The organism is Roseovarius sp. YIN77 (assembly GCF_057219155.1).
The window spans coordinates 1-12,692 of sequence record NZ_JBXVVI010000032.1 but is presented as its reverse complement, the minus strand read 5'-3'; the positions used below and the strand labels follow the sequence as shown (position 1 = coordinate 12,692).

16 protein-coding genes and 1 pseudogene are annotated in these 12,692 nt (G+C 52.0%); 4 read left to right on the top strand and 13 right to left on the bottom strand.

All coding sequences use genetic code 11. The features are described 5' to 3' along the window. Window positions 1-209: 209 nt before the first annotated feature. Complete coding sequence (locus tag AC2D8P_RS15980; protein ID WP_484703802.1) at window positions 210-1,124, bottom strand: LysR family transcriptional regulator; 915 nt, start codon at window positions 1,122-1,124, stop codon at window positions 210-212. A 128-nt stretch (window positions 1,125-1,252) separates the two neighbouring features. Between AC2D8P_RS15980 and AC2D8P_RS15975 the strand changes: the two genes are divergently transcribed. From AC2D8P_RS15975 to AC2D8P_RS15965, 3 genes and pseudogenes are all read left to right on the top strand, one after another. Further along, entirely contained in the window at window positions 1,253-2,254 is a 1,002-nt protein-coding gene (locus AC2D8P_RS15975) for an alpha/beta fold hydrolase (protein WP_484703801.1), read from the top strand. 151 nt (window positions 2,255-2,405) lie between these two features. After that, complete coding sequence (locus AC2D8P_RS15970; protein WP_484703800.1) at window positions 2,406-3,020, top strand: pyridoxamine 5'-phosphate oxidase family protein; 615 nt, start codon at window positions 2,406-2,408, stop codon at window positions 3,018-3,020. Between the two features lie 108 nt (window positions 3,021-3,128). After that, window positions 3,129-3,476 (top strand): annotated as a pseudogene (locus AC2D8P_RS15965) (IS110 family transposase); the annotation flags it as partial. A 119-nt stretch (window positions 3,477-3,595) separates the two neighbouring features. On the opposite strand, the gene AC2D8P_RS15960 reads toward AC2D8P_RS15965, so the two are convergent. From AC2D8P_RS15960 to AC2D8P_RS15925, 8 genes are all read right to left on the bottom strand, one after another. Next, window positions 3,596-4,060: a nuclear transport factor 2 family protein gene (locus tag AC2D8P_RS15960; protein WP_484703799.1), complete on the bottom strand. Its 465-nt coding sequence runs from the start codon at window positions 4,058-4,060 to the stop codon at window positions 3,596-3,598. 174 nt (window positions 4,061-4,234) lie between these two features. Next, window positions 4,235-4,540, bottom strand: coding sequence for an NIPSNAP family protein (locus AC2D8P_RS15955; protein WP_484703798.1), 306 nt, complete (start codon window positions 4,538-4,540; stop codon window positions 4,235-4,237). A gap of 108 nt (window positions 4,541-4,648) precedes the next feature. After that, window positions 4,649-5,053, bottom strand: a complete 405-nt coding sequence (locus AC2D8P_RS15950) for a GFA family protein (RefSeq protein WP_484703797.1) — start codon at window positions 5,051-5,053, stop codon at window positions 4,649-4,651. 241 nt (window positions 5,054-5,294) lie between these two features. Further along, entirely contained in the window at window positions 5,295-5,942 is a 648-nt protein-coding gene (locus AC2D8P_RS15945) for an alpha/beta fold hydrolase (RefSeq protein WP_484703796.1), read from the bottom strand. Window positions 5,943-5,946: 4 nt separating this feature from the next. Next, window positions 5,947-6,924, bottom strand: a complete 978-nt coding sequence (locus AC2D8P_RS15940; RefSeq protein ID WP_484703795.1) for an NAD(P)H-dependent flavin oxidoreductase — start codon at window positions 6,922-6,924, stop codon at window positions 5,947-5,949. Window positions 6,925-6,929: 5 nt separating this feature from the next. After that, entirely contained in the window at window positions 6,930-7,136 is a 207-nt protein-coding gene (locus AC2D8P_RS15935) for a tautomerase family protein (protein WP_484703794.1), read from the bottom strand. Window positions 7,137-7,147: 11 nt separating this feature from the next. After that, window positions 7,148-7,522, bottom strand: a complete 375-nt coding sequence (locus tag AC2D8P_RS15930; RefSeq protein WP_484703793.1) for a nuclear transport factor 2 family protein — start codon at window positions 7,520-7,522, stop codon at window positions 7,148-7,150. After that, window positions 7,519-8,115, bottom strand: a complete 597-nt coding sequence (locus tag AC2D8P_RS15925) for a glutathione S-transferase C-terminal domain-containing protein (RefSeq protein ID WP_484703792.1) — start codon at window positions 8,113-8,115, stop codon at window positions 7,519-7,521. The genes AC2D8P_RS15930 and AC2D8P_RS15925 overlap by 4 nt, the downstream gene beginning before the upstream one ends. Before the next feature lie 165 nt (window positions 8,116-8,280). Here AC2D8P_RS15925 and AC2D8P_RS15920 point away from each other — a divergent pair, with 165 nt between their 5' ends. Then, complete coding sequence (locus AC2D8P_RS15920) at window positions 8,281-9,156, top strand: LysR family transcriptional regulator (protein ID WP_484703791.1); 876 nt, start codon at window positions 8,281-8,283, stop codon at window positions 9,154-9,156. 186 nt (window positions 9,157-9,342) lie between these two features. On the opposite strand, the gene AC2D8P_RS15915 is transcribed toward AC2D8P_RS15920, so the two are convergent. From AC2D8P_RS15915 to AC2D8P_RS15900, 4 genes are all read right to left on the bottom strand, one after another. After that, a complete protein-coding gene (locus AC2D8P_RS15915; protein WP_484703790.1) occupies window positions 9,343-9,876 on the bottom strand; it encodes a hypothetical protein in 534 nt (177 codons plus the stop codon). A gap of 114 nt (window positions 9,877-9,990) precedes the next feature. Beyond that, window positions 9,991-10,287 carry a hypothetical protein gene (locus AC2D8P_RS15910; protein ID WP_484703789.1) on the bottom strand — a complete coding sequence of 99 codons (297 nt, stop codon included), beginning with the start codon at window positions 10,285-10,287 and terminating at the stop codon, window positions 9,991-9,993. 273 nt (window positions 10,288-10,560) lie between these two features. Beyond that, the gene (locus AC2D8P_RS15905) at window positions 10,561-10,986 is read right to left on the bottom strand and encodes a hypothetical protein (protein WP_484703788.1); all 426 of its coding nucleotides are present in this window, start codon (window positions 10,984-10,986) and stop codon (window positions 10,561-10,563) included. A 51-nt stretch (window positions 10,987-11,037) separates the two neighbouring features. After that, the gene (locus tag AC2D8P_RS15900; protein ID WP_484703787.1) at window positions 11,038-12,069 is read right to left on the bottom strand and encodes an RHS repeat domain-containing protein; all 1,032 of its coding nucleotides are present in this window, start codon (window positions 12,067-12,069) and stop codon (window positions 11,038-11,040) included. Window positions 12,070-12,692 lie beyond the last annotated feature (623 nt).

The window sequence follows — 12,692 nt, the reverse complement described above, 5'->3', positions numbered from 1 at the left end:
CATCTCTGACTTCTGCTTGTCAGTATAAAACGTACGCGTGCGGTACTTCATATCTCAACACTCCATCTTTCCAAAAAGACTAAAGTGTTGCGACCACCCGTTGAACTCACAGGGACTGTTCTGCCATCTGGAATTTGAATTGCAACGGCTGCTATTGGGGTTTGATATTGTTTCGAATGCCGCGGTCAGATGAGTCGTCTGAGGTTCCACTAACTCAGTACAAGTTCCGATTGCCCGATAGCTGCGGTTAAATGGTCCGCGGCAAAATCCACAAACGCCCGAACCTTCGGGGCGACAATTTTGCTATGTGGATAAACTAGGTGGATCGGCTCTGCAGGTGGCAGGTAATCTATCAGCACGGGCACGAGCCGACCGGACCGGATTTCGTCGGTAACCATGTATGACAAGGCCATTGTTATGCCCTCGCCTGCGGTCGCGGCCGTCAAGGCCGTGTTTGCATCGTTCACTTCAAACCGGGGATGCAATTGGACGTGACCCCGTAATTTGCCGTGCTTGTAGTGCCAGTCACGGCTCGACATGATCCCGGTGAATCCGATGATCGAATGCAGCTTTAGTTCCGATGGATCATTCGGAGTGCCGCGGCGATCCAGATATTCCGGGCTGGCGACAAATAGACGGCGTACAACGCCCAGACGCTTTGCCATAAGGTTGGAATCCGGCAATTCACCAATTCTTATCGCGACATCAATTCCTTCTTCGACAATATTGGTAACCCGGTCGACCGCGACCAATGACACTGAAATCCGTGGATGCGAAGATAGGAAAGATCGAATGACTGGCGCGGCGATCATACGACTGAAAGCCAACGACGCCGAAACAGTCAAATGGCCCTGTGCCACCCCTTCTTCGCCAACCGCCAGTTTTTCGGCTGACTCGATCTCGGCAAGGAGCTGGCGGGCTGCGATCAAAAATCGCGTTCCGGCATCAGTAAGTGTCAATTGACGTGTGGATCGTGTTAGCAACTGAACGCCCAGCCTGTCTTCCAGTGCATTCATTGCCCGCGTAACAGCCGGTGGCGACATGCGAAGGCGGTTGGCAGCCTGCACGAAACTGCCGGTGTCATTGATGGCAGCGAAAACTTCCATTTGCTGGATGCGGTCCATTTATTCCACATTTTGCAATAATGAATTCACAGTTATCATTATTCTTCCATCATTGGAAGGTCGTTATCTGTTGCTCACACGCCGCAGCAACGCTCTCTGAAACGCGGCCCCAATCGAAGGATACAGAAATGAAAATGAACTCGATCAAGCCGACCCTTTTGTCTGGCCTCATCGCATTGGCGCTGTCGGTGCCGCACGCAACGGCAACCTTCGCAGAGGAAACGGCAACGTCACCCGCTGCCCTCAGTGCGATTGGCCAAGACGCGGTTCGCTACAACACTGTGAACATTGACGGGCAGGAAATCTTCTACCGCGAAGCCGGGAATGAAAATGCTCCTACTTTGTTGTTGTTACACGGTTTCCCTACGTCGTCACAACAGTATCGCAATCTCATTCCCGAACTCGCCAGCGACTATCACGTGATTGCACCGGATTATCCCGGATTTGGCCGCAGCGCGATGCCGGACCCCAGCGAATTTGAATACAGCTTTGCCAGATTTGCATCCCTGATGGACGGGTTTACCGACACTTTGGAGCTGAGTTCCTACAGCCTTTATGTGATGGATTACGGCGCGCCCGTCGGATACCGCCTCGCCCTGAAAGAGCCACAGGCAATCGAAGCACTGATCATTCAAAACGGCAACGCCTATGAAGAAGGCCTGCTGGAGTTCTGGGATGTGTTTCGCGCCTACTGGACTGATGCGACCGATGAAAATCGTGAGCCCTTGCGCGGTTTCCTGAATATCGGCGCAACCGAATGGCAGTACACCCACGGAGTGCCTGAAACGCATCTGAACCGTGTGAGCCCGGATGCGTGGATGCTGGATCAGGCTTATCTTGATCGGCCGGGAAATCAGGAAATCCAACTGGACCTGTTTTATGACTACCGCACGAACGTAGAGTTTTACCCGGAATTCCAGGAGTTCTTCCGTGCCTATCAACCTCCCACGTTGATCGTCTGGGGCGAGAACGACCACATCTTCCCAGCCGAAGGGGCGACACCGTACCTGCGCGATCTACCAAATGCGGAACTGCATCTGATTGACGCCGGTCACTTCATCCTTGAATCCCACGTGGCTGAAGTTGCGGCAACCATCCGGACATTCCTATCCAAGAACCTGACCAACTAAGCCACTTCGGTGCAGGGGCCACCCTGCACCGTTTCGCCGTCATTACGATATGTAGACCACCTAAAGCGGGTACAATCTTTACTGGCTGTTTGACCATCCAGCGGCATCAGACCTCGGCCCGTAAAATCTTCAACTCAAAAGGGTCCGTCAAATGGGACATAAATTCGCTGAACTCGCCTTCACGGACGCCGTGAAAAACATCCAGTCCGACCAAGGGTCGCGCAACGCATATGCGAGAATGGAAGTTGGTGACGACTACAACAACGTTCTGGGCCCAAATGAAGCGCAATTCATTGCCGCGCGCGACAGCTTTTACATGGCAACCGTCAGCGAGACAGGCTGGCCATATGTTCAACATCGCGGAGGTCCGGCAGGATTTGTGAAGATCTTGGACGACAGAACGCTGGGATTTGCCGACTTTCGGGGCAACCGGCAATATGTAAGCGCTGGAAATCTAAGCCAGAACGACCGTGTATCGCTGTTCTTTATGGATTACCCAAACAAAACCCGCCTCAAACTGCTGGGCAGGGTTCACACACTGGCCCCCTCTGATCAGGACAACCTGCAAAAGCTGATCCTGGGCGATCGCTATCAGGCGCGGACAGAGCGGGGATTGCTGATATCTGTCGAGGCATTTGATTGGAACTGCCCGCAATACATCACGCCCCGGTTCACGCGCGCTGAAGCCGATCAAGAAGTGTCATCGCTGCAAGCTAAAATTTCGGAGCTCGAAGCAAAGTTAAGGGCCAAAAACGCACAAAACTGAGTTTTTCGACCAAAGCTGCTTTGCGGATGGGTGGATGGCTCCTGCTCCCCCGGCGTCGCAATGCGCCATAATGCAGTTGTCTATCACTGCTAGGAAAGGAGCCACCCAATGCAGGTTACAACAGTCGGCCTAGATCTGGCCAAGAACATCTTTCAGGTGCACGGGATCACAGCGGACGGAACCGTTGCGTTCAACAAGTCACTTAGGCGTGCACAGCTTTTGCAATTCTTCGAGACCCTTGAACCATGTCTCATTGGCATGGAGGCCTGCGGATCCAGCCACCATTGGGCGCGGCAATTCCGGAAGCTGGGCCATGAAGTCCGGCTGATGCCTGCGATGTACGTGAAAGCCTATGTCAAACGCGGCAAGTCGGACGCCGTCGATGCAGAGGCGATCTGTGAGGCCGTAACGCGTCCGACGATGCGCTTTGTCGCGATCAAGACCGAGGAACAGCAAGGTGTCCGGCGATGGCTGTTTACGGTGCCCTTTCCCAAAGCTTCCACTTGAGGAACGTGAGAGTGTACCGACTCCGGGAACACTGGAACAAGCGCTCCATGGGAACGTTGATTTCCATTTCAGAGATTCAGTTCGGTTAGGCCCGGATGGTCCTCGGGGCGACGGCCCAAGGTCCAGTGAAACAGACGCGAAGCTGCCGTTATCGGCATATCGTTGATGCTGGCAATGCGTCGACACATCCGCCCATTTGCTGCGAATTCCCAATTTTCGTTGCCATAGGATCGGAACCAATTGTTGGCCTCATCAGACCACTCGTAAGCAAATCGCACCGCGATCCGGTTTTCCGTCCATGCCCATAGCTCCTTGATCAGGCGATAATGATGTTCGCGTTGCCATTTGCGGGTCAGAAATGCTTCGATTTCGGCATGTCCAGAGAAAAACTCAGACCGGTTTCGCCATTGGCTGTCATCGGTATAGGCTTGCGTTACCAGCTGGGGGTTGCGGCTGTTCCAGCCATCCTCGGCGGCGCGCACCTTTTGCACGGCGGTTGTTTCGGAAAATGGCGGAAGCGGGGGGCGGGTCATGAGATGGCTCCTGATAGATTGGATAAAGGCGAGGTCGCAGCACCCTTGAAAAGCTAAGCTGATCTGTTGGACCAAGTTTTCGTCAATTGGCCTCAAAGAACCTTAACGGATGTCTGAAACGGTCGAGTTTCATGCAATTGTTTGCGCCAATGTGGCGGATTGTACAGGCCTAATTTAGCATTCCAAAGGCCGTAAAAAGTGGCGATCGTAGCGTCGAATACACTCTTTTTCCTCAGCAAATTGGTAAGCCTTCTGGCATTCTCTGTCAGTGAGGCTCTTTATGCGATAGTCCTCATAGTCAGCCAAAGATGCGAAAGAAAAAAAGCAGACGGCCATGTCGTTTGGGCTTTCATGGGGCAAATAGTACCCATGATGCGTGCCGCCGAATTTCTCGACCAAGGGGATCCAGGCGCGCGCGTATTTCTCAAACTCGGAAATCTTCGACGGGTTCAGTTCGTATTGAACATAGCAGGTTATCAACGGCTTTTCCTCATAAGGTGTTTAGCTTCGGGACTGTGGTCATGTAATATTCAGGGCTTTTGTCGTAGGAAGCTACTCGGGTAAAACCGATGATGGCAGCAAACTGTCCTACGATGGGAACTCCCGATGTGCAGCGACTTGTTCAAGGTTTGATGACCACGATGGTTGTTCGGCGACGAATGTCCTGAACTTGTCTGCCACTTCCGGCTCTCCTTGCAGACCTCCCGCAGGGACAATCATACTTTTGCCGTCGCTGTTGACCCATGGAACGCCAGAGCCGCACACCCTGCAAAACGATTTGGAGATGTCCCGTCCCGGCATTTGATAGGTGACAATGTCTTCGCTACCAGCCAGCCAGCTGAACGCTTCAACTGCTATGAACAGATTTGATGCGAAAGCTGATCCAGTGATCTGTCTGCATTGATCGCAGCTGCACATGAACATCTTGTCGAACGCGTTGACAACCTCGTACGAGACCAAGCCACACAGGCAGTTTCCTTTGATTTTCTGCATTGTCCTGATCCTTTGTAGTTGGCTTTTTCTGCTGAACTGACCGGCTAAGTTGCGATGTCATCTCGCAGAAATCCAGCAATGGCTTCGAGAATCTGGCTCGAGGCTTCGAGCTGCGGCATGTGCCCCACGCTGGGAAACGATTGAAACGATGCCTGCGGGATTCGTTCATGCAGCGCCTTCCCCCGTTCGAGCGGAATCCATGGAACATCCTCACCCCATAGAATGGCCACCGGGCATCGGATTAGACCGAACATCGGCTCGACGTCCGCGGTGAAGCGCTCGTCGGCTTGAGAGAATTGCCGGTAAAAACTCCCGCGACCGTCTTCATCGAGCCACGGTTCGACGAGCTTTGAGAAGTCTTCGCTTTCGATCTCGTTGACGAGAGCACCCCGAATATAAGCTTCCACCACTGCCTTGTGGATGTGCGGTGGCAGGCCTGTGAAGGCCTCGACATGTCGCCCAACATGATCGAAAAATTCCGACCCCAAGGGCGCATTGCGACAACGTTCATCAGGGCATATTTCTCGAAATCACAGCCATGCAAAAGATGCGCGCGCAAAGTTGCCGCGCCACCGAAATCGTGTGCTACCACGCGAGGGCGATCCAGTTTCCAGTGTGCCAGCATCTCTGCGAACACGCTGCCCTGAACGTCGAGCGCCGTGGCTTTCTCGGGTCGCTTATCGGATTGCCCGTAGCCCGGCAGGTCATACCAGTGGACGCGGTAGGTTTCAGCCAGTGCTGAAATGACGCGATGCCACGAAAAAGAAGACCACGGCCATCCATGCGCAAGAACGAGGTCCGGTCCATCACCTGCACTTCCGGCGGCAATCGAACCAGCGCTTGTCACGACGGTTTCGCCCCACGACCAGCTCCCTTTAAGTTTCTGCATCGATTCAATCCTTTGTGATGGGGTCGACAAGTTGGCCGACCCGGCGAAACCGGTGCTCAGCCTGCGAGATCATTCTGTGAAGCGTGGTTTGCGCGGGTTCGCGGGACCGGATGAGATCAGCTGCCTCGCCGACAATTACGGCGGCAACGTCTGTGTCGTCAGCCGTTTGTGAGGCCTCAAAACGCTCTTTCTCGGCAGCGAGGTTTTGTGTAAGACCGTCGATATCCGCTCTCCATTGCCGGGTGAATGCATTACGCATCGTGCGCAGGTTCCAATCCGAAGGCCAGTCGAGCCCACGCGCTATGTCAAATACGGAACTGCGTTCCGTATCGTCCCCCGAACCGCGAACGGCTGCTTGTTTGGTATTTTCACTGGCGAGAGATTCATCACTTGCAAAAAACGTGGTTCCGCACAATGCGCCTGAAGCCCCGAGCGCAAGTGCCGCCGCCAACCCGCGCCCATCAGCGATCCCTCCTGCGGCAATGACCGGTATTCCTTGCGCGATGTCCACAACCGCTGGAACGAATGGCAGCGTCGCTCTGCCACCGCCATGCCCGCCTGCCTCTGTGCCCTGTGCCACGATGGCATCAACGCCAGCGTCAACTGCCACGCGGGCTTGGGTCAGTGTCTGCACTTGAATGACCAGCTTCGTCTGCGTGTCTCTAATTCGACGAAGAAACGGTTGGAAATTGCCAAACGAAAGCATCAGCGCTTCAGGTGTTTGATCTAGGGCAAGATCAAGCAGATGCGGCTGACGAGCCAGAGACCAGGTGATGAAACCGACTCCAATCCGTGCATCTCCCGCTGCGTCAAACTCACGTTCGAGCCAATCGGCGTCGCCATATCCGCCGCCAATCAGCCCCAAACCGCCGCCATTGCTGACTGAAGCAGCAAGCGCGCCGCCACTGACACCTGCCATAGGCGCCAGTAGAACGGGATGTTTGATGCCGAACAGATCATTCAGTGGTGTGCGAATAGACACCGTAACTACCGCGTCACTGACCGGCGGTATTCCTCGACGGGCAAGCCACCGATCCCCCAATCCTCATGCGCAACTTCGTCAATGACAACAAATGTTGTCGTCGGTGATTTGTCGAGAACGCGGACTAGCAAGTCGGTAACGCCTCTGATTAATTCTGCCTTCTGGTCCGCCGTGACGCCTTCGCGTGTTACCTTGATGTTAACATAAGGCATGTTGGTTCCTTTCAGATCTCGCGTTCAGTGATTTGGAAAATCTTGGCCATGATCCGCCATGCGCCGTCGGTGCGTACCAGCGTTAGGAAGTCGATGAAATCTTTCGCGCCGACGGAACACCGCACCCGGGCAAAGGCGGTGTTCTCGCCTGCGAACTCTATGGATTCGATTACATCACGCCGAGGTTCATTGCGGGAGGCTGGTGACAAGCGTTTGGCCACCACCGGAAAATATTCATCCATCGTGCGATAGAGCAGCGGAGTTTCGTCCGCCGTCGCATAGATTGCTTTTGGATGAAACGCGATTCCCAGCCTTTCAACGTCGGCGTGATAGAGACCATCAAAATAGGTTTCCAGCACGCCGATTACCGCGCCAAACTCGTTCATGCCACCTGTTCCTGTTCAATTAGGCCCTCTGCGACCATCGCCTTCACGGTGGCAGGACGTGCCGCGATACGCGCAATGTAGGCTTGGGTTTTGGGAAATGCGTCAAGGCTTACCCCAACAAACCCCGCCCAGTTCAACACCACGAATGCATAGGCATCCGCGACGGTAAATGTCGCGCCCAGAAGGAACGCGCGCCCGTCAGCGAGGGTTCGCTCGATATGCGCGGCGCGGCGTCCGACTCCAGCTTCGGCTTTCTGTCTTGCATCTCCATTAAGTTCAGTACCCGAGAAAAAAGGACCGAAGGATTTATGCAGTTCCGAAGATACGAAATTGAGGGATTCCTGAAGCCGCGTGCGTTCCAGCGTACCGTTCGGTGGCGCCAGCCCGGTGTCGGGCGACTGATCAGCCAGATACTGCAGTACGGCAGGGTTTTCCGTGATAATCTCACCGCCGTCCGTGACCAACACCGGAACATAACCGTTCGGGCTGATCTTGCGAAAATCCTCGCCTGCTTCAGTCTTGCCCGCTTCGGTATCTGTCTTGTCGAGTTCGAACGACGTGCCGATTTCGTTCAGGATGATGTGGGATGCCATTGAGCATGCACCGGGTTTGTAATGAAGTCTCATAAGAGGTTCCCTTTCCGAGGTTTCGCGATGTGACTTGGGGAACGCTACCAATGATTTTAATTCATTAATAACATTGAATATTCACTTTGATGATCTATTCTATTAATCATCTTGAGCGAAAGGTCGCGTTGCGTGATAACCTATGAGCAATTGGTCGTGCTGCACGCCATCGTCACAGAGGGAACCTTTCGAGGCGCGGCCGAGCGGCTGAACAAATCCCAATCTGCGATTAGCCACATGCTCAAGAAACTTGAGACCCAAATCGATATCACGCTGCTATCGCGCGAAAAATACAGACCAAGCCTGACCCCAGCAGGAGAGGTGTTTTTTCGGCAAGCAACACGCGTAATGCAGCAGATGAAAGAGTTAAATGTTGTTGCGAAAAATCTGAGCGCCAACCAGGAGCCTGAAGTGTTTTTGGCCGTGACCGCCACGTTTCCTCTGAAGCCAGTTCTCGAAATCGTCGGCACCATCAGGGATCAATACCCAGCCACTCATATACGTTTATCACGGGAGAGTATGGGGGGACCGATTGAGCGGCTGTTACGAAATGATGCTGACATCATCATTGCAGCTATGGATGGCGTTCCCGTTGAGCAGGTAGAGGCGCTGTCATTTGCACAGGTAACAATCGTGCCGGTGGCCCATCCAGACTTCGAGCCCGCACGAAGTTCGCACATGAAAACAATCAGCGAGATGCAGAGCTACACACAAGTAGTCGTCGCCGACAGCAGTAGCGGCGAGTTTGCTCAAAGCCGAGATCTGCTTCCAGGGGGTCTTCGCTGGACCGTTTCGGACTTTGCCGCAAAAAAAGAGATCTTGTTAGCGAAGTTGGGTTGGGGCGGCATTCCTACGCATATGATCGAAAATGAATTGGCGCGGGGCGAGTTGGTAGTTCTCAATGTTGAAGGCTATCAAAAACGCCAATCTCACCTGTTTCAAATTCGCAAACGCGACAAAGACGTTGGCATTGTTGCGCAATCCATCTGGGAGCAACTCCAAAGATAGCGTCGCAGCTTACCAATGATATCGGGAAACGAGCGAATGCCAGATTCGGATCTTCATTGTTCAAATCGACTTCTTGCGAATGGCAGTTTCGCTGCCCTTCACGCGCCGTGCAGCATTGGTCGAAGTGGGCTCAATTCGATCATTAGCTGCGGTTTGTTCGAATGTCCGCTGAGCGGAATAACTCGGTTATGCAAGCTTAGCTACGTCTATCCACGACATGTGTATCTTCTTGCCACTTCTTTTGGGCAGGTTTTCTCGCTCTATCAAACGCCCGGATACGCTAAAGTCAGGTCCAATTTTTACCACAAGTAGTTTGTTGAAATGCCGGTCATCCAGATGAACAATCGTTTTGTCTTTTTTGTTCGCTGGTGAAATGGTTTTAATCTCAACGAAATCGTCACCCAATCTACCATCGGACCCTTTGGCGTAGTTTTTGTGAAGCTTAATGCCATACATAACCGCACCAAAGAGTTCACCTATATCTCCGTAGAGATTAAGATGTCGGCCGGTGTCGTTGAAATATGCCTCAGCAATATTCAGTAATTCGTGAAAGTATGGAACCAGTGTCAAGTCGGCGTTTGGATAATTTCGACGCAGCTCTGCTTCCCGCTCGAGTTCAGCAAGTCGGCTATAACTGATTTCCTCCGGATCGATGATGCTATCCCAACCAATCCATTCTCCATCTATCCAAAATGCGTTGTCCGGTCCGAGTGTATCCAAGGTCTGACCCCATTTGTTTTGTATTCCCGTACAAGGAGAGTTAGGGCAAATTGTGACAACAAACCCAAAATAGAATTTTGTCGAACCAGAACGAATGAAAACCGTACTGCTCACTCACCGGTTCGACGACAGGTCCGCTAAGCTTGATCCAGAGGAAATGTAGAAACGCCGTTCTTCGTCGAGAATATCGAAGATTGAATGGAACCAGGTGAACGGGTTGTGATGGCCTAGCGAAGTTTTGCACGCCACCTGCCCTGTCAAAGCACTCACAAAACATCTACTCCACTTCACGAGCTTGGAGACTAGTCTCGTGCCGCCGGCAAAGACGTGCATCGTCCCGACCTCGCGGTTGCGCATGGTGAAGAACTGGTTGACATATGCGGTCTCACCCTGCGGGCCGCGCTTGATCACCCGCTCTCCGGCATCGTCATACTTGTAGCGCTTGACGTGGCCGTTCAGGTTGTATCTATTTGTTTTTAAAAAGATAAATCTTCCCTAAAAAAACAAAAAACAAAAACACCTTACCACACCTTCGCAAACCCCTCAAAACCACACCGCATGAACGGGAAAAACGCGGTGGTATCATCGCCTGAAACACCCGCAAAACCCCGAAAATCACATGTCGGTATGACGTCGGTATCGCAACTGCATTGCGACGGTGGGAATAATCCATCTTACGCTTGCTTATTCAGAATCTACTCCAATCAATTTCATAAAACACGATGAAAGGAATATTGGCCCAATCAGAAACAAGCCCAATCCCAGAGCCCATACAAAGCTTGGCACGCCTGAAACCCACAGAATAATTCCACCGCCGATAATAAGTGTCACCTGATATGAAATGAACAGCAGCCACGAGCTGTCTCGAGACAGCCGCTGCAATAACTTCTTCTCATCACGATGTATTTCCATTCCCGCCAAAACCAAGCTTGGGACAACACCGTGGAAAAACAGAACCACTACTAAAGCGGGCACATATTTTTGCGGCTCCAGAGGTAGTATCAGCTGCAAAAATAGGAATCCAATCAACCAAGCAATAATCCATGCAATTATGCTGCTAACCATTTGTCGGCAAATCAACAAGCTGAAAAAGTTCCGTGTAAAATTCATTGTTTCCAGTGTCTTGTTGTGTTCACTCGCAGGCACTCATCTTATGAACAACTACTCTAGTTGCTGTATGACAAACTTTTGGCCTTCGTTCAAATGCCGGTGTGACGCATACAATGTTCTGCTATTTGAATCATAGTCGATGTTCATACCTGCTGTACCGGCAGAAACCAACCGAGCCAGCCCTTCGTTTGAAAGTACAGATGACGGGATGCCTGCATCCTCCAGCTGTTGAAACGCGCTGTCTACTGCGTTCACCGCGCCCCCGTAAGTTGAAAGCGAAAATTGCCCTGCACCCGTTCCAACTCGGATCGATGGCTTTTTTGTTAGCAATGCTACCGTCGCTGAATTCTTAACCGACTGATATGCGCGGCCCATTAAATAACCACGCTTTTCAATCGCAATATCAGCTCCGTTGTCGAAAATATACTCTCCCACTTCGGCTAGATTCTCCCAAATAACGCCCGCGCCTGTTCTGATTGCACGATCAATATTTCTTGCCCTTGCAGCCTCTGGACCAGTACCCATCATATTTGTCATATGCGCAAGTGCTGTTCCGACATCAAGGCCAACTGAAATTCTGCCGTCAAAGAATCTACCGCATCCTTCGGACATCATCGCAAATAATTCTGGCGCCCCAATGCATCGTCCATCTGGATCGACAAGGTGGACCGGCTTTTGTTGGGCATATCCGAATAGATTGAGATTACCCGGTTCAAAAATTCCGCCGCGTCCTGGCAAATTAAAATTATAGGGCCGATAGCCATTTACCACGCTCGCGAAAGTAATACTCGTTGTATTGTTCGCTGTAGGCAAGTACTTTGCCAAGATCGGATCCGGACTTTGCCACACAGACGTTCTCGGATCATAGTACCGTGCCCCGAAGTAATAGAGGCCGGTTTCTTCGTCGAGTTCTTTGCCGGTGAAGAGGTACGGTGTGCGCTGCGTATTCGAGTGTTCTTCCACGAACGTCTCACGGAAGGGGAAATACTCCAGGTGCTGGAAAATCTCTCCATCCAGATCGGTGATGTAGCTTGAGCTACCCAAGTGATCGGGGTGGAAGAAGTACTGATCCTTCTCGAACACCTCTGGCCCGGCACCAGTGCCATTGTACCAGCCATTGCCTTGGCCGTAGGAGGTATCTAACTATCTGCTTTTAATAAATTAAATCACATTCTTGAAAAATTAACAAAAAACAAAAACACCCTCACCACACCTTCGCAAACCCCTCAAAAACACTCCGCAAGAACGGGAAAACGCGGTGGCTTCAGCGCCTGAAACACCCACCAAAACCCCGAAAATCACATGTCGGTATTACGTCGGTATCGCGACTGTATTGCGACGGTGGGTAAACTGAATTTGCGGGACATATCAACAAAAAAGGTGGGCAAAATTGCCCACCCAATATTTGCACCCAATGCTTTCTGGTCACTCGTAGAGAGATGCCGTGAAGCATAGCTCACAGATATATCTGCTTTGACTGTCTTCTATCATCTCTGATATTCGCGGAACCTCTATCAAGACCGCTGACATCGCTTCGATAAATGCAGCAGATTCGGGATATTGAAATTCCGGATCTAATTTCTGTCTAGCCCCTTGTTTCAGTACCAGTGATTTGCGGTTTGTCTAAAAGGGTTTCTGGGACTGGTGGGCGCATGTTCAGAGCATGATGTGGTCTGATCTGGTTGTATTGTCTGAGCCACGTATTG

Coding starts and splice junctions, on each gene's coding strand:
- AC2D8P_RS15980 (WP_484703802.1), bottom strand. CDS start 1,124: ATGGACCGCATCCAGCAAATGGAAGTTTTCGCTGCCATCAATGACACC.
- AC2D8P_RS15975 (WP_484703801.1), top strand. CDS start 1,253: ATGAAAATGAACTCGATCAAGCCGACCCTTTTGTCTGGCCTCATCGCA.
- AC2D8P_RS15970 (WP_484703800.1), top strand. CDS start 2,406: ATGGGACATAAATTCGCTGAACTCGCCTTCACGGACGCCGTGAAAAAC.
- AC2D8P_RS15960 (WP_484703799.1), bottom strand. CDS start 4,060: ATGACCCGCCCCCCGCTTCCGCCATTTTCCGAAACAACCGCCGTGCAA.
- AC2D8P_RS15950 (WP_484703797.1), bottom strand. CDS start 5,053: ATGCAGAAAATCAAAGGAAACTGCCTGTGTGGCTTGGTCTCGTACGAG.
- AC2D8P_RS15945 (WP_484703796.1), bottom strand. CDS start 5,942: ATGCAGAAACTTAAAGGGAGCTGGTCGTGGGGCGAAACCGTCGTGACA.
- AC2D8P_RS15935 (WP_484703794.1), bottom strand. CDS start 7,136: ATGCCTTATGTTAACATCAAGGTAACACGCGAAGGCGTCACGGCGGAC.
- AC2D8P_RS15930 (WP_484703793.1), bottom strand. CDS start 7,522: ATGAACGAGTTTGGCGCGGTAATCGGCGTGCTGGAAACCTATTTTGAT.
- AC2D8P_RS15925 (WP_484703792.1), bottom strand. CDS start 8,115: ATGGCATCCCACATCATCCTGAACGAAATCGGCACGTCGTTCGAACTC.
- AC2D8P_RS15905 (WP_484703788.1), bottom strand. CDS start 10,986: ATGAATTTTACACGGAACTTTTTCAGCTTGTTGATTTGCCGACAAATG.